Source organism: Tessaracoccus rhinocerotis (assembly GCF_007197885.1).
Taxonomy (GTDB): domain Bacteria; phylum Actinomycetota; class Actinomycetes; order Propionibacteriales; family Propionibacteriaceae; genus Arachnia; species Arachnia rhinocerotis.
On record NZ_VKKG01000006.1, the window covers coordinates 309,840 to 327,948 of the forward strand.

20 protein-coding genes are annotated in these 18,109 nt (G+C 70.3%); 14 read left to right on the forward strand and 6 right to left on the reverse strand.

Annotated features, from left to right (window positions below; all coding sequences use genetic code 11):
• Positions 1-23 precede the first annotated feature (23 nt).
• From FOJ82_RS14720 to map, 3 genes are read right to left on the reverse strand one after another with little or no spacing between them, the layout of a single operon-like run.
• Entirely contained in the window at positions 24-920 is an 897-nt protein-coding gene (locus FOJ82_RS14720; protein ID WP_143939238.1) for an alpha/beta fold hydrolase, read from the reverse strand.
• Positions 917-1,516, reverse strand: coding sequence for a TetR/AcrR family transcriptional regulator (locus FOJ82_RS14725; RefSeq protein ID WP_143939239.1), 600 nt, complete (start codon positions 1,514-1,516; stop codon positions 917-919). The genes FOJ82_RS14720 and FOJ82_RS14725 overlap by 4 nt, the downstream gene beginning before the upstream one ends.
• 47 nt (positions 1,517-1,563) lie before the next feature.
• Positions 1,564-2,340 carry a type I methionyl aminopeptidase gene (gene map, locus FOJ82_RS14730; protein ID WP_143939240.1) on the reverse strand — a complete coding sequence of 259 codons (777 nt, stop codon included), beginning with the start codon at positions 2,338-2,340 and terminating at the stop codon, positions 1,564-1,566.
• Between the two features lie 107 nt (positions 2,341-2,447).
• Between map and FOJ82_RS14735 the strand changes: the two genes are divergently transcribed.
• From FOJ82_RS14735 to FOJ82_RS14755, 5 genes are all read left to right on the forward strand, one after another.
• Positions 2,448-3,071 (forward strand): DUF3060 domain-containing protein, encoded by a 624-nt coding sequence (locus FOJ82_RS14735; protein ID WP_143939241.1) that lies wholly within the window; start codon positions 2,448-2,450, stop codon positions 3,069-3,071.
• 67 nt (positions 3,072-3,138) lie between these two features.
• Positions 3,139-3,891: a YwaF family protein gene (locus FOJ82_RS14740; RefSeq protein WP_143939242.1), complete on the forward strand. Its 753-nt coding sequence runs from the start codon at positions 3,139-3,141 to the stop codon at positions 3,889-3,891.
• A gap of 103 nt (positions 3,892-3,994) precedes the next feature.
• On the forward strand, positions 3,995-4,660 hold the full coding sequence (locus tag FOJ82_RS14745; RefSeq protein WP_143939243.1) for a DNA alkylation repair protein: 666 nt from the start codon (positions 3,995-3,997) through the stop codon (positions 4,658-4,660).
• A gap of 26 nt (positions 4,661-4,686) precedes the next feature.
• Positions 4,687-6,228 carry an SDR family oxidoreductase gene (locus tag FOJ82_RS14750; protein WP_143939244.1) on the forward strand — a complete coding sequence of 514 codons (1,542 nt, stop codon included), beginning with the start codon at positions 4,687-4,689 and terminating at the stop codon, positions 6,226-6,228.
• A 70-nt stretch (positions 6,229-6,298) separates the two neighbouring features.
• On the forward strand, positions 6,299-7,477 hold the full coding sequence (locus tag FOJ82_RS14755) for a ferrochelatase (RefSeq protein ID WP_143939245.1): 1,179 nt from the start codon (positions 6,299-6,301) through the stop codon (positions 7,475-7,477).
• A gap of 49 nt (positions 7,478-7,526) precedes the next feature.
• Here the strand turns inward: FOJ82_RS14755 and FOJ82_RS14760 are convergent, their stop codons facing one another.
• A complete protein-coding gene (locus FOJ82_RS14760) occupies positions 7,527-8,393 on the reverse strand; it encodes an exodeoxyribonuclease III (RefSeq protein WP_143939246.1) in 867 nt (288 codons plus the stop codon).
• Between the two features lie 109 nt (positions 8,394-8,502).
• Between FOJ82_RS14760 and FOJ82_RS14765 the strand changes: the two genes are divergently transcribed.
• From FOJ82_RS14765 to FOJ82_RS14780, 4 genes are all read left to right on the forward strand, one after another.
• Positions 8,503-9,360, forward strand: a complete 858-nt coding sequence (locus tag FOJ82_RS14765; RefSeq protein ID WP_143939247.1) for a GNAT family N-acetyltransferase — start codon at positions 8,503-8,505, stop codon at positions 9,358-9,360.
• Between the two features lie 39 nt (positions 9,361-9,399).
• Entirely contained in the window at positions 9,400-9,822 is a 423-nt protein-coding gene (locus tag FOJ82_RS14770) for a DUF1801 domain-containing protein (protein ID WP_143939248.1), read from the forward strand.
• Positions 9,823-9,833: 11 nt separating this feature from the next.
• On the forward strand, positions 9,834-10,577 hold the full coding sequence (locus FOJ82_RS14775; protein ID WP_143939249.1) for a lipoate--protein ligase family protein: 744 nt from the start codon (positions 9,834-9,836) through the stop codon (positions 10,575-10,577).
• A gap of 224 nt (positions 10,578-10,801) precedes the next feature.
• Entirely contained in the window at positions 10,802-12,100 is a 1,299-nt protein-coding gene (locus FOJ82_RS14780) for a hypothetical protein (RefSeq protein WP_143939250.1), read from the forward strand.
• A gap of 36 nt (positions 12,101-12,136) precedes the next feature.
• Here the strand turns inward: FOJ82_RS14780 and FOJ82_RS14785 are convergent, their stop codons facing one another.
• Both FOJ82_RS14785 and FOJ82_RS16525 read right to left on the reverse strand, forming a co-directional pair.
• A complete protein-coding gene (locus FOJ82_RS14785; protein WP_143939251.1) occupies positions 12,137-13,444 on the reverse strand; it encodes an MFS transporter in 1,308 nt (435 codons plus the stop codon).
• Positions 13,441-13,929, reverse strand: a complete 489-nt coding sequence (locus FOJ82_RS16525) for a hypothetical protein (protein WP_221933184.1) — start codon at positions 13,927-13,929, stop codon at positions 13,441-13,443. Before FOJ82_RS16525 ends, FOJ82_RS14785 begins: the two co-directional genes overlap by 4 nt.
• A 105-nt stretch (positions 13,930-14,034) precedes the next feature.
• Here FOJ82_RS16525 and FOJ82_RS14795 point away from each other — a divergent pair, with 105 nt between their 5' ends.
• The 5 genes from FOJ82_RS14795 (at position 14,035) to FOJ82_RS14815 (ending at position 18,089) form a co-directional block, all read left to right on the forward strand.
• Positions 14,035-14,619: a TetR/AcrR family transcriptional regulator gene (locus FOJ82_RS14795; RefSeq protein ID WP_143939252.1), complete on the forward strand. Its 585-nt coding sequence runs from the start codon at positions 14,035-14,037 to the stop codon at positions 14,617-14,619.
• A gap of 71 nt (positions 14,620-14,690) precedes the next feature.
• Positions 14,691-15,452, forward strand: coding sequence for a TVP38/TMEM64 family protein (locus FOJ82_RS14800; protein ID WP_143939253.1), 762 nt, complete (start codon positions 14,691-14,693; stop codon positions 15,450-15,452).
• A gap of 49 nt (positions 15,453-15,501) precedes the next feature.
• Complete coding sequence (locus tag FOJ82_RS14805; RefSeq protein WP_143939254.1) at positions 15,502-15,903, forward strand: ankyrin repeat domain-containing protein; 402 nt, start codon at positions 15,502-15,504, stop codon at positions 15,901-15,903.
• Positions 15,904-16,162: 259 nt separating this feature from the next.
• A complete protein-coding gene (locus tag FOJ82_RS14810) occupies positions 16,163-16,600 on the forward strand; it encodes a hypothetical protein (RefSeq protein WP_143939255.1) in 438 nt (145 codons plus the stop codon).
• 187 nt (positions 16,601-16,787) lie between these two features.
• Complete coding sequence (locus FOJ82_RS14815) at positions 16,788-18,089, forward strand: MFS transporter (protein ID WP_221933185.1); 1,302 nt, start codon at positions 16,788-16,790, stop codon at positions 18,087-18,089.
• Positions 18,090-18,109: the final 20 nt, after the last annotated feature.

The following is an 18,109-nucleotide window of genomic DNA, read 5'->3' on the forward strand; positions in this document are numbered from 1 at the left end:
CAACTTCCACGTCGGTCGAGGTGTCAGCTCGTGACGTGGGCCACAACGGCTGCGATCACGTCGGGATCGCGCAGGATGCGCTGGTGGCCCAGGCCGGTGGTCGTCAGGAGCTCGGCGTCCTCCCATGAATCGGCGAGCAGTGCGGTCCCGGTGTACGGCGACTCCTTGTCCTCCAGGTCGTGCACCACCAGCGTGCCCGGCGGGCCGGGGAGCGCGGTCAGGTCGAAGTCCGCGAGCGGGCGGCCGGCGAGGGCCTCGAGGCGGGTGTCGAACAGTGCCCGGGTTCGGGCACCGTACCCGAGGGTCTGGCTCATGGCGCGGGTCAGGGACATGACGTTCGGGTGCGGGGCCAGCAGCGCGAGCTTCTCGACGGGCATGCCACCCGCGATCGCGAGCGCCGTAGAGGTGCAGCCGAGGGAGTGGGCCACGACCGCGCCGGCACGGCCGTGCGTCGCGGTGGCGGCGGTGAGCGCGTCGATGAACTCGATCGCGGTCGCGCGCCCGGGGCCGAGGATGCCGGGGGCCGACTCGCCGTGGCTCGGCGCGTCGACGGCGACCACGCGTCGTCCGGCCGTCACGAGGGGGTCGACGAAGCCCCCGAGCTGTCCGCGCCAGCCGCCCCAGCCGTGCATCAGGTAGACGGGCTCGCCCTCACCCCAGATCTCGACGGCCACGGAGCGGCCGTCCGGAAGGGCCAGTCTGGAAGTCTCGCCGGGGCTGGTGCGCTCGTCGCGGCGCCGGCCGCGGGTGTTCGGGACCGTGCACCAGATGCGTAGCGCCCAGCGGGCGGCGACGTCTGGTGCCATCCGGTCCAAGAGCTTGAACGCGGTTCGTGCAGCCGTGAGCTGCAGGGTGTTCCGGGGCCGCCGTCGGCCCGTGGCGGACTGGGTGGGGGCGCGGTTGCTGGTTGCGGTGATCATGGTTGCTCCTGGGGGCGGGACTGGGCGAGCAGGCGCTCGAAGGCTGTTCGGGCGCGCTGCTCGGCGAGGGGGTCGTCGAGCAGCCGGTGCCAGTGGTAGAAGGCGAGCATGATGCCGTCGAGCTCAGCCGCGAACTGGTCGGCGTCGACGTCGGGGCGTAGGTGGCCCTCCTCGATGCCGGTGCCCACTATCCGGGCGATCGAGGCGTACAGCTGGCGGTGGTCGTCAGCGAGTTGGTCACGGACGGCACCCTCCTGCTCGTCGAGTTCGGCGCTCGACTTGACGAAGAGGCAACCGCCGGGGGAGCGCATCACGCCGCTGCTGATCCAGTTCTCGAAGAGCGCGCGCAGCCGAGGCTCACCCCGGGGTTGGCCAAGCGCGGGAATCACCACCTCCTCCGCGAACTCCCGGGCCGCGTGTGCCAGGACGGCGAGCTGCAGGTCCTCCTTCGAGCCGAAGTGCGCGTAGAGACCGCTCTTGCTCAGCCCGGTGGCGCTCGCGAGGGTTCCGATGGTCAGGCCCGTCAGGCCGACGCGGTAGGCGGCCACCACGCCCTCGTGGAGGATGGCCTGCTTGGTCGACGCGCCCTTGCTCACGGACCGAAAATAGCACGATCGTTCGTGCTTGTACAGGGTCGTTTGCGTCAGGGTGTGCTGGGCAGGGTGAGGATCTCGGCGCCGCCCGCGGTGATGGCGACGGTGTGCTCGCTGTGGGCGGTGCGGGCGCCGGTGGCGCTGCGCAGGGTCCAGCCGTCGTCGTCGACCACCAACTCATCGGTGTCGAGCATCACCCACGGCTCGATGGCGAGCAGGAGGCCCGGGCGGAGCCGGTACCCGCGGCCCGGCCTGCCGCTGTTGGGGATGTGTGGGTCCTGGTGCATGGTCGAGCCGATCCCGTGACCGCCGAACTCGGTGTTGACCCGGTAGCCGGCGCCCTCGAGGACGGTGCCGATTGCGTGCGAGAGGTCGCCGGTCTTGGCGAGCGGGCGGCAGACGGCGATCGCCGCCGTGAGTGCCCGCTCGGTGACCTCGATCATGGCGACGTCGTCGGCCGACTTCGGCTGGCCGACGATGAAGCTGATGGCCGCGTCGGCCGCGATCCCGTCCTTGCTGACAGCGAGGTCAAGGGTGAGCAGGTCGCCGTCGGCGAGGGCGTAGTCGTGGGGGAGGCCGTGCAGGACGGCGTCGTTGACGCCGGTGCAGATGTAGTGCCCGAAGGGTCCGCGGCCGAAGGACGGGGCGTAGTCGACGTAGCAGGACTCGGCGCCCGCGGCCTCGATCATCTCCTTGGTCCAGGCGTCGATCTCGAGCAGGTTCGTGCCGACGGTGGCGCGGGACCGCATGGCCTGCAGGATGTCGGCCACGAGGGCTCCGGAGACGCGGGCGCGGCGCACCTCGGCGGGGGTCAGGATCTCGATCAATGTGCTGCCTTCCTCGATAGCGTCGAACACTACTCCCGCCCCGAGGGCGTGCGCCTGTTCGAGGGTCGGACTCCGCCGGAGCGTATCCTGCGGGGAATGGAGGACCGATGAGCAGACTGTGCCGAAGCCTGGTGGGCGGCGCGAGCGCCGCGGGTTTGCTGCTGCTGGGAGCCTGCACGCGTGGTGTCCCGGTGGACGACTTCTCCAACGGCGGGCCGCCGGTGGCGGTGACCCCCGCGGTGACCGTGGATCCGTCGGCCACCGACGCCGCGGGCACGCCCCCGCCGACCAGCGGGCAGAGCCGGGAGGGCTCGCCCACCTCGGACGCGGTATCCGACGACCCTCCCGTCGCGGTGGTCAACATCGGCGATGACGAGGAGTACCGGGTCTCCAGCGACGAGCCCGTCACCGTGCACTGCGCCGGCCGCGGCGTCGTCGTGGTGGCCTCCCCGGCGCCCGTGACCGTCACCGGCGTGTGCGGCGACGTGGAGGTGGACGCCGTCGGCGGCACGGTCACGGTCGAGACGGCGGACCAGCTCCAGATCGACGGCCACGAGAACCAGGTGACGGTGGACGCCGTCGGCAGCGTCGACGTCCAGGGCGACTCGAACCAGGTGCAGGTCGGGCAGCTGGCGTCCGAACTCGAGCTCAGCGGCGCCCGCAACACCGTCACCTTCGACTCCGGCAGCCCCGAGGTCAAGGACGAGGGCATCGGCAACCTGGTCAACTGACATCGGGGGTTCCCCGGCGGGGTGGGTTGGTACAAACTTGGACCACCCGAGCCCTCAGGAGCACAAGATGCAGGACCTGTTCGCAGCCACCTGGTCCGGCGAACCCTTCCGGCTGTTCAGCTGGCAGCACCTCACGATGCTGGCCGTCATCTTCGGGCTGGCCGTCGGATCGGTGCTGTGGGGCCGTCGGCTCGGGGAGGACGACCGGCGGCGGGTGCGCATCACCCTGGCAGCGGTGATGTCGGCCAACATCGTCGGCTGGCAGGTCTGGAACCTGGCGACCGGGCTGTGGACCGTCGAGCTGATGCTGCCGCTGCACCTGTGCTCGGTGATGGGCGTGGTCACCGTGTTCGCGGTCCTGACCCGTTCGACGACGCTGGTGAACCTGTCCTGGCTGCTGGGTGTCGGTGGCGCGCTGCAGGCGCTGCTCACACCCGAGGTGGCGCCGTTCGGGTTCCCCCACTACCGGGTTTGGCAGTCGGCGTTGGCCCACGGGTTGCTGGTGATCGTTCCAACCTGGCTGGTGTTCGTGGAGCAGATCCGCCCGACCTTCATGTGGGTGCTGCGCTGCCTCGGGATCCTGCACCTGTACGCGCTGGTGGTGTTCGTCATCAACTGGGCCATCGGCAGCAACTACCTCTACGTGAACGGCAAGCCCGCGTTCGCCACCGTGCTGGACCTGCTCCCGCCGTGGCCCACCTACCTGGTGGTGCTGGAGGTGTTGGTGGTCTGCCTGATCACCCTCGCGTGGCTCGGCGGCAGGCGCTGGCGGGACGAGGAACGGGTCGATGCCTGGGGAGCGGAGCCGACGACGGCCTGACTTAGGTGATCGTGGCTGCCGCGTCGCCGTTCGCCACCGGCGCCCTCGCCAACGCCTCCCCGCGCGCAGGACATAGGCTGGGCGCCGTAGAGAAGGAGGACCGATGACCGACGCCGTCGAGGACGTGCTGGCCGAGCTGGCCCAGCTGGAGGACCCCAGGGCTCGCGCCGTGAACGAGAGCCATGGCGACGACCACGGGGTGAACCTCGGCAAGCTGCGCGCCGTCGCCAAGAACCTGAAGACCCAGCACCCGCTGGCGCTGCAGCTGTGGGCCACCGGGGACACCGCCGCCCGCCTGGTCGCGCTGCTGGTGTGCCGTCCCAAGTCCTTCACCCGGGACGAGCTGGACACCATGCTCCGCGAGGCCCGGGCACCCAAGGTGCACGACTGGCTGGTCAACTACGTCGTCCGCAAGCACCCCGAGGTGGAGGACCTGCGCCTGGCATGGCTCGCCGACCCGGACCCGGTGGTGGCCAGCGCCGGCTGGGCCCTGACCGCCGACCGCGTTGTCCGCCAGCCCGACGGTCTGGACCTGGACGGGCTGCTGGACGTGGTGGAGGCCGAGATGAAGGACGCCCCCGAGCGGCTGCAGTGGCAGATGAACACCTGCTTGGCCAACATCGGCATCAACCACGAGCCGCAGCGTGAGCGGGCGCTGGCGATCGGCGAGCGGCTCGGAGTGCTGAAGGACTACCCGACGCCGAAGAACTGCACCTCGCCGTACGCGCCCATCTGGATCAACGAGATGGTGCGCCGCCAGAGGGCCTGAGTACCAGCGTCGCGTAAGCTCTTGAGATGAGCGAACTCACGTATCCAACGGGGCGCGAGGGTGCGTTGAGGGCAACGGGCTCGAACGACGGGGAAGCCCCGCGGGTCCTCGTCCTGGGGTCGAGCGGGTACATCGGTGGCCGCCTGACGCCGAGGCTGCTGAACGCCGGCTACCGGGTCCGCGTGCTGTCGCGGTCACCGGCCCGCACCAGATCGTTTCCCTGGGGTGACCGGTGCGAGGTCGTCGAAGGCGACGCCGGGGACGCCGACGCCGTCAATCGCGCCATGCGTGGCGTCGACGTCGTGCACTACCTCATCCACTCGATGGGTGCGGGCGCGAGTTTCGAGGCCGAGGACCGGCGGGCTGCGACGGTCGTGGCCCGGGCGGCGGAGACACACGGGGTCGGCAGGATCATCTACCTGAGTGGGCTCCACCCCGACGGGGCAGACCTGTCCCCGCACCTGCGCTCGCGTGTCGAGGTGGGAGAGATCTTCCTGCGCTCGAAGGTGCCTGCCCTCGTGCTCCAGGCCGGGGTGGTCATCGGCTCCGGTTCGGCCTCCTTCGAGATGGTCAGGCACCTCACCGACGTCCTCCCCTGGATGCCGGCCCCCAAGTGGGTCCGCAATCGCATCCAGCCGATCGCCGTGCGCGACGTGCTCCACTATCTCCTGGGTGCCACGCGAGTCGGCGGGCAGCCGAACCGCTCCCTGGACATCGGCGGACCCGACGTCCTCACGTATGCCGAGATGATGAACGGCTACGCCGCCGAGGCCGGCCTGCCGAAGCGGGCCATCCTGGCGCTTCCCGTCCTGACACCGAGGCTCGCCTCGCTGTGGGTCAATCTGGTCACCCCGGTTCCCAGTTCGATCGCGCGCCCGCTGGTGGCGTCGCTGCAGAACGACTGCGTGATGAGGGACCGGGACATCGACGAGATCGTGGCGCCGCCGGAGGGGGGCCTGACTGCCTATCGCGACGCCGTGCGCCTGGCACTCGGACGGTTGGACGCGGACGTGGTGGAGACCAGTTGGCAGGACGCCGCGGTGCCGGAAGCCCCGAGCGACCCGCTGCCGAGCGATCCCGATTGGTCCGGGCGCACCGTTTTCACTGACAGTCGAGAGCTGCACACCTCCGCTCCGGCGGAACGGCTGTGGTCCGTCATCGTGGGTGTCGGAGGTGACAACGGTTGGTACTCCTCGGCGCTGCTGTGGGCCGTACGTGGGTGGCTGGACCGTCTCGCCGGGGGAGTCGGGCTGCGGCGGGGGCGGCGCAGTCGCGGCTCGGTGCGGGTCGGGGATGCGATCGACTTCTGGCGGGTGGAGGTGGCCGAATCCGATGAGTCAGGGAGCCTGCTCCGGCTGCGCGCGGAGATGCGGGCACCTGGTTCCGCCTGGCTGGAACTGCGGGCGCTGCCCGAACCCGACGGTGCACGCTACGTCCAGCGTGCGATCTTCTTCCCCCGTGGTCTGACCGGCCGCCTGTACTGGTTGGCGGTGCTGCCGTTCCACGGATTCATCTTCTCGGGAATGGCTGCTCGGATCACGGCGACGGCCGAGGACAAGCTGAAATGACCGGCAACGACCCACTTGCACGGGGGACGACAATGGCCCCGGGCCCGAACTGACAGAGATGGACAACGAGATGACACCTGAGACACCTGTACCGAACGCCTCGCCCGCCTGCGCAAGCGGAGAGCCCTACGCGAACGGGCCGCAGCACTACGACGCCGTGCTCCTGGCGGGTTTCGGTGGCCCGGAGGGCCAGGAGGACGTGATCCCGTTCCTGCGCAACGTCACGCGGGGACGCGGCATCCCGGACGAGCGTCTGGAGGAGGTTGCCAAGCACTACCGCCACTTCGGTGGCGTCAGCCCCATCAACGCCCAGAACCGGGCCCTCAAGTCGGCGCTCGAGGCCGAACTCGCCGCACGTGGGTTGGAACTGCCCGTGTACTGGGGGAATCGCAACTGGGCGCCGTATCTTCCCGACGCCGTCCGGGACGCTGCCGACGCGGGGCACACCCGGCTCCTGGCGTTCGCGACCAGCGCCTACAGCTCCTTCTCCAGTTGCCGCCAGTACCGTGAGGACCTGGCCCGCGCGCTCGCCGAGACTGAATTGGGCAGCAAAGTCACCATCGACAAGATCCGCCAGTTCTTCGACCACCCGGGCTTCGTCGACTCGTACGTGGACAGCATCGTCGAATCACTGCTGGGCTTCATGGACGACGGCATCGAGGCCGTCGGCCTTCGCGTTCTGTTCGCCACCCACTCGATCCCGGTCGAGGACGCGCAACGCTCCGGACCGCGGGACCGTGATTTCGGACCCGGCGGGGCGTACGCGGCGCAGCATCTCGCCGTGGCGGCCGCGGTGATGGAGCGGGTGGCGAGCCGGGATGCGCGGTTGAGCGCAATCGAGTGGGAGTTGGTCTACCAATCACGCTCCGGGCCTGCCTCCCAGCCGTGGCTGGAGCCGGACATCTGTGACCGCATCGAGCAGCTCCCGGCGGAGTCAGTCGAGGCGATCGTGATCTCCCCGATCGGTTTCGTGAGCGACCACATGGAGGTCCTGTGGGACCTGGACACCGAAGCCCTGGAGGCCGCTGAGGCGGCGGGTCTCCGCGCGGCAAGATCGGCGACGCCTGGTGTGGCACCTGCGTTCGTGTCCGGGATCGTCGACCTGGTCCAGGAGCGGCTCGAGGGGACTGCTCCCGAGGATCGTCCTGCGGCCACGTCGATGGGCCCGTGGTTCGACGTCTGCCGACCGGGGTGTTGCGAGAACGTGCGGGCGGGGTTCAAGCCGGCGGTCGCCGGCGTCGCCCCCTGAGGGGGTCGACTGTGGGCCGAGGGCCCGCGACGGGTGGCAGTGACCTGCGTCACTCCACCGCGTGCGGCAGCTTCACCTTCCCGGTGCCGCGACGCCCCGGCCGCGACGGCGGGGGCACGACGGGGCCGATGTCGCCGTCGGGCGCGATGTCGAGGTCGACTATGACGGGGGCATGGTCGCTCGGCAGCTTGCCCTTGCGCGCCTTGCGGTCCACCCAGGCGGCGGCGACCCTGTCGGCCACCGGCTGCGATGCGAGGACCAGGTCGATCCGCATGCCGTAGTCCTGGTGGAACATGCCGGCGCGGTAGTCCCAGTAGGAGAACAGCCTGTCGTGCTCCGGCCAGCGCGCGCGCAGGACGTCGACCAGTCCGAACCCCTCCACCCGCTGCCGCTCGGCGGCGGTGACATGGGTGTGGCCGGCGAACGCGGCGGGGTCGAACAGGTCCTGGTCGGAGGGGGCGATGTTGATGTCGCCGCAGAGCGCGACGTCGTCGGGTCCCTCGGCCACGACCTTCGCGAGCGCGTCGAGCCAGGCCAGCTTGTACTCGTAGTGCGGGGAGTCCACCTCGCGCCCGTTCGGCACGTACAGCGAGTGCACGCGCACGCCGTCGCAGGTGGCGCTGAGAGCGCGCGCCTCGGTGCGGTCCTCGTAGTCGGGCTGCCCGGCGAAGTTGGCCTCGACGTCGTCCAGACCGACGCGCGAGAGCAGCGCCACGCCGTTGAACCCCCCCTGCCCGTGGTGGGCCACCTCGTAGCCGAGCTCGGTGAGCGTCCCGGAGAACAGGTCGTGGAATGCGGAGTCGGTGAGCTTGGTCTCCTGCAGGCACACGACGTCGGGCTTGCGCTCCTCGAGCCACGGCAGCAGCCGCGGCATCCGTTGCTTGGCCGAGTTCACGTTCCAGGTGGCGATCCTCACGTCTGCGAGGCTACCCCGAGTCCCGGTTTGCGGTTCGCCGGAGTGCTGGCTTCCGGCATCCTCCCACCGAACCTGTGGTGTGGGCGGGTGCGCGCCGTAGGCTTGGCGGGTGAACAAGTCGCGCCGCAGTTCGGGCAAGAAGTCGTCCCGCAACCCCGGGAAGGCGCCCGCATCGCGTGCGCTGACGGGCGTGCGCCTCACCGACGCACTGGTGGCGGGTTGGCGGCCGCTGCAGCGTTTCGAGGTGGCCGGGTTCGCGCTGTTCCGCTCCCACGGCGTCACCAAGCGCGCCAACAGCGCCGTCGCGCTGGACGCACCGGAGGACGACGAGGCCCTGCTCGAGGCGATCGGCCGGGTCGAGCAACTGTGCGCGATGGCCGGTGACAAGGCCTGCTTCCGCGTGATGGGCGCCCACGGCCCCGCCCAGCTGGACGCGCTGCTCGCCGAGCGCGGCTACACCGTCGCCGGGGAGAGCACCATCTTGTCCCTTGCGCTCCCCGCCGCGCGCGAGTTCGTCCCGCACACCTCGGCCGAGATCCGCGCCGGGGAACTGGACGACGACTGGTTCGACGCCGCCTGGCAGCTCGCGCCCCGGGAGGGGGAGGGCGCAAAGGAGGCCACCCGCTCAATCATGGCCGCGACGCCGGCCGTTCAGGTGATGCTGCGCCCGGGCGCGGACGCGGCCGAACCGTTGGAAATGCTCGCCGTCGGCCGGGCGGCGCTGGTGGAGGCAGGCAAGCAGAGCGTCGCCGTGCTGAACGTGATCACGGTCGCGCCGGAGCAGCGTCGGCAGGGTCTGGGACGGGCGGTGTCGGAGACGCTGCTGGCGGTCGCGGCCGCGCACGGCGTGGAGCGCGCGCTGCTGGAGGTCGAGCGGGACAACACGGCCGCGATCGCGCTCTACCGCGGCCTCGGGTTCGAGCCCTTGGGGGAGTACCACTACCGCGTGGCGCCCGGCGGGAACTGACCGGGGTCCAGAGGGGATTGCGGCCCGTACGATGTGCCCATGAGCGAACAGAAGACCGTCCCCACCGACGCGGACGTGCAGGCCTTCCTCGAGACCGCCACCCCGGCCAGGCGCCGCGACGACGGCCTCCGGGTGGCGGAGATCTTCCGCGACGTGACCGGCACGGAACCGGTGATGTGGGGACCGACCATGGTGGGCTACGGCAGCTACCGCTACGTCTCGCCCAACGGTCGGACCAAGGGCGAATGGCCCAAGGTGGGCTTCTCGCCCCGCAAGGCGCAACTGGTGATGTACGGGCTCAAGGACCTCCCGGAGGGCGCCGCGCTCCTGCCCGAGCTGGGCGGCTACACCGAGGGCGCCGGCTGCGTCTACGTGAAGAAGCTCGACGACGTGGACCTGGACGTGCTGCGTCGGCTGGTGGCCATCGGGTGGTCCCGCACCGACGACCCCGAGCCCAGCTGACCGCCCCGGGAATGGACCTGCTGCTGGGACGCGTCGCCGACGCCGACCCCGCCCTCGAGATGGCCGCCACCACCGCGCTGCTGCGCCGGGTTGCCGACGGGGGCGTGGACTCGGCGCTGCGGGTGTTCCGGCCGACGCCGATGGTGGCGTTCGGGCGCCGCGACGCCAACCGCCCCGGCTTCCCCGCCGCCGCCCAGGCATGTCGGGAGGCGGGATTCACGCCCGTGGTGCGCGCGTCCGGCGGCCGCGCCGTCGCCTGCACGTCGAGCACCATCGTGCTGGACCACGTGCAGCACGACCCCACCTCGCCCGGCGGCATGGAGGCCCGCTTCCAGGACTTCGGCGCGATGCTCGCCGACGTACTGGCTGACTTCGGCATCGACGCCCGCGTGGGCGAGGTGCCCGGTGAGTACTGCGCCGGCGCGCACTCCGTCAACGCCGGCGGCACGGTCAAGCTGATTGGTACCGCCCAGCGGATGGTGCGCCACGCCTGGCTGTTCAGCTCCGTGGTGATCTTTGACGACGCCGCCCGGCTGCGGCCGCTGCTGGCCGACGTCTACGCCGCGCTCGAGCTGCCGTTCGACCCCGCATCAGTGGGCGCCGTCGCCACCGAAGCGCCAAGGACCACCCTCGACGTCCTGGAGCAGGCCTTCATCGGCGCCTACGACGACCGCTTCGGTCTGGTGGAGTCGCGCCCGGACGAGGCGCTCCTGGCCGCGGCCCGTGCCTTGGTCCCGGACCACGTGGGCCCGTAGGCGCCTCTCCAGTCTCCCTGGTGTGCGAGCGGCAGCGAGCCTCGAAGGGCTCGGCGGCTCCAGTGCCTCGAAATCGCTTTCCGCTCACGCTGGTCACCACCCCTCCCAGAGCCGCCGGCCCCGCCACTCCCCGGGCGGCCCGAACGCCCGCGACAAGGGGGTGACTCCCTCCCCTGAAACAATGGCGCAGCCACGAATGACGTCTTCCCCCAAGAAGGAACTCTGTGACTCAGCACCCCCAGGGCCCCGGCAACGGGCCCGGAACCCAGCCCGACGGACGCCCGGACTTCCCCCAGTCAGGCGCTCCCCAGCAGCCGGGACCGCAGTTCCGGCCGGCCCCGGAACCGCCCACGACCCCATCGCGTCAGAGCGGCCCGCAGTTCCAGGAGGCGCCCCGGCACCGGCCGGGCCCGCCGCCGGGCCAGGGCCCGCAGTTCCAGGCCGCGCCGCAGGGTCAGGGCCCGCAGTTCCAGCAGGGCCAGGAGTACCAACCCCAGCATTACGGCCAGCAGCCCTACCCGCAGCGCCCGGGAGCCCCGGCGCCCGGGCGCCGGAACCGAACGTGGCTGACGGTCGGCATCATCGTTGTGGTGGTCGCGCTCCTCGCGGGAGGTTGGGCGCTGTTCGGGCGTGACCTGCTTGCGGGGGAGGAGCCCACCGACGAGGTCACGGAGTCCACCGAAGGCGAGGTCCCCCAGGGCGATCTGCCGGAGAATCCGGTCATCGACGCCCCTGAGGTCATCGATGAGGTGGCGGAGGCCGCGGGGCTGACCTGCCACGACGAGGCATCCACCGGCGTGCAGATCAAGGGCTGCTACCTGCACGACCCGGGTCATCTCGTCACGCTGCGCTTCCGTATCAATGAGGACGCGGAGATCGACAAGCTCTCGCTCACCCTCCTGCACAACGACACCACGCCCGAGCAGCGCTCCCAGGAACTGGTGGCCCTCGTCGACCCGATCCTGCCGACGCTGCCCATCTCCGACGCGGACCGTGAGGCGTTCCTCGCCGCCATCACCGGCACGGAGACCAACGTCGACGGCGAGACCGAGTGGCGCGAGGACCTCACCGGCCGCTTCAGCTACCGCTTCGGTGCCGACACCAGCAGCCTCGACATCGGCAACTCGTCGACGGACTTCATGGCCGCCATCCCGCTGTCCGACGACCCGGCCGGCGTCATTGCCGGCCTCGAGGAGCTGGACTGGCTCTGTGAGGACGAGGACGCCACCTTCACGTGCGAAGGCCCGGGCCGCGGCACCATCATGGGCGCAGTCTCCACCGCGGGGCAGGACGAGCCGAAGCTCACCGGCTTCACCGTCTGGTTCGACGGCCAGGAGCCCCTCGCGGACGAGCCCCGGATGCTGGACGCCTACGCGGTGCTCGCGGCCTCGGGCGACAAGGGCGAGGCGCTCGCCGTCGGCCTGCGGATGCTGTGCGAGGGGGAGAAGCAGTTCTTCAACTCCGACGCCCAGTTCTACCGCGGCGACGCCTACTACGAGGTCAAGGGCGTCCAGTTCAACTGAGCACCCCACAGTGACGGCGTAGAAGTTCAAGACCCGCTACGGCACCGTCAGCTTCGACGACGTGGCCACACTCGACGACGGCGCGATGTGGGGCGTGTCGTTCGCCATCGCCCGGCGCCCGGCCGGGAGGGTGACGGCGGCCACGGCCACCGCGAGCATCAGGGAGCCGGCCACCACGAGGAGCGTCTGCACCTCGAACCGGTCCGCCAGGGGCCCGAAGATCCCGACGCCCAGCGGCATGGCCAAGGCCATCACGATCCCCATGAACCCGAACACGCGCCCCTGCATCCCGGGCTCCACGGACTCCTGGATCAGGGTCATCGACGGGGTCGAGAAGTAGGGGACGTTGAACCCGACGGCGAACATGAACGCCGCCAACACCCAGACGTTCGGGCTCAGGCCGGTGCCGAGGGTGAACACGCCGAACGCGACCGAGGTGACCACGATCATCGCCACCCGGTTGCGGCTCCCCGCCCAGACGGAGATGAGCAGCCCCGCGGCCAGCATCCCGACGCTGAACGCGAGCTCCACCGCGGCGAGCAACCACACGTCGTCGCCGAAGCGTCTGGTCACCAGCAACGGCATCAGTGACGACGGCGCGGCCGCCAGCACGTAGACCAGGGCGAACAGCAGCAGCAACCACCGGATGAACTCGTGCCCGGCGATGTAGCGCACGCCGGCGACGAGGTCCCCGAAGTAGGAGGCAGGCTCTTCGGTGCGCTCCACCGTGGGGACCCGCACCAGCAGCACCAACCCGATGCCGATCACTGCGGTGACGACGTCGACGAGGAAGATGCCGATGATGGACAGGTTCGCGTACACCACGGCCGCCAGTGCGGGTGCCACGAGCATCATCGCCGACTGGATGGTGGCGTTGATGCCGTTGACGCGCATCAGCTGGTCGCCCGGTGTGATCTGGGGGACCATCGCGGACACTGCCGGCAGCTGGATCCCCGCGCCCACCGAGCGGACCGCGAGCGTGGCGTAGACCAGCCACAGTCCGTCGTGCCCGGCAAGCATCAGCAGCGCGAGCCCCAGGGTGGAGGCGGCGATGCTCGCGTCGGCCGCCACCAGCAGGAGTTTGCGGTTCATCCGGTCCGCCCAGACGCCGCCGAAGACGGAGACCACCGCCTGCGGCAGGAACCCGAAGACGCCGGCGAGCGCGAGCACCAGTCCCGAGCCGGTCTCGAGCGTGAGGTGCCACATGATGGCGTACTGCACCAGCATCGAGCCGAACAGCGACGCCGTCTGGCCGGACAGGAACAGCACCACCTGGCGGCGCCAAGGCGTCGTCGCCTCCCCCTGGGCGGGGGAGGCGACGACGGAGGTGTCCGTGTTGGTCATCGGGTCCCTCCTGCGGTGTCGCTGCGGGCGCGCCCGCGCCACAGCTGGACGACGGCCAGCGCGCCGGCCACCACCGGCAGCACCTGGAGCCAGCCCAGGACGGGTGCCAGGCCGACGTCGCCGGATGTGTCGACGACGCCCAGGCCACCCGCCGCGATGCCGGCGCCGGCCACGAGGGCGACGGTGGCCAGCACCGGTGCCCAGTGCTTGCCGGCGCGAACGGCCCAGGCCGTCACCACCCACCCGGCGGCACCGACGAGGCCGACGACGGCGAGGATCACGAGGTAGGCCGTCGTGGCCGCCCCGATCTCCGTGGCCGAGTAGCCCGGGTAGGAGGCCGCCAGGTGTTCAGCCATGAAGCCGGTGGTGGCGGCGTCGACGAACGGGTAGATCGTGGCCACCGCCGTCAGCAGCAGTCCGGCCCAGAGGAAGGGCTGGACAGCCGGGCGGTTGGTGAGGCCCTGCGTGGATGCGTGTGTGGTCATGTCAGTTCCCTTCTGCGTTACGCACTTCCGTTCTGAAAGTGACTGTCAGACAGAGAGCTACTGTATACACGGAAGAGGCTCGCTCCAAACTGGTAGGGTCGGGGCATGGCAGGACTGAGGCAGCAGTGGCGTCGGGACGCGATGCGCGTCATCCAGGACAAGGCCCTCGATCTGTTCGACGAGCGCGGCTTCGCGGCCGTCACCATCGAGGAGATCGCGGCGGCCGCGGAGGTGTCGGCGTCGTCGATCTACCGGTACTTCGGCACCAAGGAGCGGCTGCTCGCCGCGGACGAGTTCGAGACGATGAGTGCCGAACGGCTGGCCGAGATCCTGGACCCGGCCGATCCGGTGGGGAGCCTCGTGGCCGCGGTCGAGCGCTACGAGTCACCTGGCGACGGCGCGGCCGACGCCGGCGCTGCAGCGCGCCGGATCCGGTACTTCTTCACCGAGCCCTCCGTGCGGGCCGCCGCTCTGGCGACGCTGGACCGCGCGGCGGAGCAGATCGCACCAACCTTTGAGGAACACGGCATGACCGCAGCGCAGGCGCGCGTGGCAGCCAACGCCCTCACGTTCGGCTACTTCGCCGCCCTCGAGACGTGGCACACTGACGGTGGTGTGCGCCCCATCGCCCACTACGTCGAGGAGGGCCTACGGCCGTTGCGCGCAATTTGGGCCGGCACCACCGGTTGAGTTGTGCGCTCCGTGCGTGTCGAGACCTCACCTTTGGTCTCGACCGAGCCGCGGGATGGCAGACTTGTGCGGTGACGACAAGCGAACAACCGGCCATCCAGGTCAGGCCCAGCACCGGCGGGCAGTCCGGCATCCAGTGGACCTGGGTGCTGCGCACGGGCCTGCTGCTCGTGCTGGCTGCGGTGATGCTCTGGCTGGTCTTCAACGTCGAGATGCCTTCGATCGGGGAGATCCCGGGCTACGTCCGCGGCATGCGCACCACCGTCGTCGACCTCGGGTTCTGGGCCATCCCGGCGTTCATCGGCCTGTACGCCGCCGTCGCACTGACCCCGATCCCGGTGACGGTCATGGCGGTCTCCGCAGGAATCCTGTTCGGCACCGTCGTGGGCAGCGCGGCGTCAGTGGTCGGCGTCCTCATCGGCTGCTGGGGCGCCTACTGGTTGGCGCGGGCGGCGGGCCACCAGGTCGTTCGGAAGATCCTGGGACGACGCGGGGCCAGCATCGAGGAACGGCTGGACGACAAGGGGTTCGAGGCCGTGTTCCTGCTGCGGGTCCTGCCCGGCCTGCCTTACTGGCCCGTGAACTACGGCAGCGGCGCCTTCGGCGTGACCCAGCGCAACTTCGTCGTCGCCACCGCCATGGCGGCGATCCCCGGACAGATCTCGCTGGTGGCCATCGGGGCGTTCGTCGTCGACCCGTCCCTGCTGAACGGACTGGTGGTCGCAGTCGCTTGGGCGGTCGTGCTGGTCATGACCATCTGGGCCTACCTCAGCGTGCGCGGCAAGACCGACGTCAGCCTGCCCGGTGCGGACCTCGCCGAGAGCGCGGACTGACCGAGGCTCACCGGATGCGACGACGCGTCCTGGGGCTACGCTGACGGGCATGGCCGACGAACCCGCCCAGATGTCCGAGGAGCAGATCCAGCTCGCCAACCAGCTCTTCGACCTCGCCCGCGCCGGTGAGACCGAGCAGCTGGCCGCCTACATCGACGCCGGCGCCCCACTGGAGATGCACAACGCCAACGGCGACACGTTCCTCATCCTGGCCGCCTACAACGGTGCGCCCGAGACCGTCGCGATGCTGATCGGCAAGGGCGCCGATCTCGAGGCCGAGAACAACCGCGGACAGCGCGCCCTGACCTGCGCGGTGTTCAAGCAGGACGTGGAGTCCGCCACCCACCTGCTCAACGCCGGAGCCGACCCCGACGCCGGCACCCCCTCCGCCCGCGCCACGGCCCAGATGTTCGGTTTCACCGGGATCGACGGCTTCCCCACGGCCCAGTAGGGCCCACCGCTAGGGAGGTCTCGACACGCACCCGCTCGTTCCTCGCGGGCGCTACTCGACCAACGGAGCATCCAGCGCCCGTGTCGAGACCAACGGGGCCGCTTCCCGCTGGTCGAGTAGGGCGCCCCGCGCCCGTGTCGAGACCAACAGAAGCCCAGTCAGACCGAGCAGGAATGGAGAAGCGATCCCCCGGCGCGCTTCGTAGCGTTGTGGTCGTGGAGGTGCAGACGGCACCTCCGAAGACGGGAAGTGAGGGAACATGTCAGCGACGAAGAGTGGTTTCACCGAGGAGGAGCGCGCCGCCATGAAGCAGCGTGCTGAGGAGTTGCGGTCCACCAAGGGTCTCAAGGGTGCGGCCAAGCTCGCCCGCGAGGTCGAGGACTGCGCGAAGGCGATCGACAAGTTGACCGGGGTGGACCAGGAGGTTGCCGTCCGTCTCAACGCCATCGTCAGCGAGGTTGCGCCCGACCTCAACCCGAAGACGTTCTACGGGTTCCCGGCCTACGCCCGGGATGGGAAGGTCGTGGTGTTCTACCAGCCGGCGTCGAAGTTCAAGACGCGCTACGGCACCGTCAGCTTCGACGACCCGGCCAACCTCGACGACGGGCCGATGTGGCCGGTCTCGTTCGCCGTGGTCGAGGTGACCGACGCCGTCGAGAAGAAGCTCCGCGAACTGGTGAAGAAGGCCGTCGCCTGAACCCCGCGTTCGTCCGGCGTCAGGAGCAGGTCAGTTAGCCTGCGCTCACGCGGTTCGCTTGCGCTGCAGCGCAGGCCAGTTTGGTGGGCGCAAGCCAACTGCAGACGGCGCGAGCCGGGTTCTGACGCGGCCGGCTCCGCAGCAGAATCTCAAGCGCTAAAAGCTGACAATGGTCGATGATGGGACGGTGACCATCACCACCGCCATCTTCCAGAGACTCGTTCGCGCCGATCGCTCGGAGCAGTCGGCCGAGGAGCAGGGCCAGACGGCACGCAATGGCTTCCGGCAGATGGTGGCCGACGGCCTGCAGAACATCGGGGACCAGGTGGTCAACGCCAAGACCGTGCTGCCGTGGGCGCTTTCCGCCGTCGGTGCACCCTCTGCCCTGCTCGCTCTGCTGGTGCCGGTGCGCGAGTCCGGCTCGATGCTGCCGCAGGCGGCGATGGCGCCGGTACTGCAGAGGTCTGCCCACCGCAAGCACTTCTGGTTGCTCGGTGCCATGGGGCAGGCGATCGCGGCGGCGGGCATGGCGCTCGCCGTCGGTCTGGCCTCCGGCTGGGTGGCCGGGGTCGCCGTCGTCGCGTGTCTCGCCTTCTTCGCCCTGGCACGGTCGCTCAGCTCCCTGGCCGGCAAGGACGTCCTCGGGAGGACCGTGCCGAAGGGGGAGCGCGGCCAGATCAGCGGTCTCACGTCAATGCTCTCCGGGGCGGTCGCGATCACTCTGGGACTCGTGATCCGACTGGTCGGCGGGCAGGAGGCCGGAGTCCACCTGTTGGCCTGGTTGCTGGGTGCGGCTGCGCTTGCCTGGGTACTGGCGCTCGTCGTCTTCGCCAGCATTCGCGAGCCGTCGGGCGAGGTCGTCGAGTCCGACGACGGAGCCGGTTGGGCGAGCGAGTCGTGGGCGCTGCTGCGCGAGGACGCACCGTTCCGCCGGTTCGTACTGGCACGCGGGTTGCTGCTCGTCTCGGCGCTGGCCCCGCCGTTCGTCGTCGCCATGGCAGCCAGCGAGGGAGGCCATGGGCTGGCCGGGCTGGGTCCCTTCGTGATCGCGCAAGGCGTCGCGGGACTCCTCGGTGGTCGACTGGCGGGCCGGCTCGCCGACCGTTCCAGCCAGCGGCTCATGGTCTGGGGAGCCGTGCTGGCCAGCGGCGTCATCGTGGCCTTCCTGCTCCTGCAGGCGGTTCCCGAGCTGCGCGTCGGCGGTTGGCTCCACGCGGTGGCCTTCCTGGTCCTGGCGATCGCCCATGTCGGCGTCCGGGTCGCGCGCAAGACCTACGTCGTCGACATGGCTGGTGAGGAGCGACGCACCCGCTACGTCGCGATCTCCAACACCGCGATGGGTGTGCTGTTGTTGGTCGTCGGAGCGGTCTCCGGTGGGCTGGCGCTGCTCGGTCCCGAGGTCGCACTCGCATTCCTTGCGGTGCTCGGCCTCGTCGGTGCGTGGGTTTCCCACACGCTGCCGGACACGAGCAAGGGGGCGACTTCCTGACGCGCGCCCTCAGGGAGCTG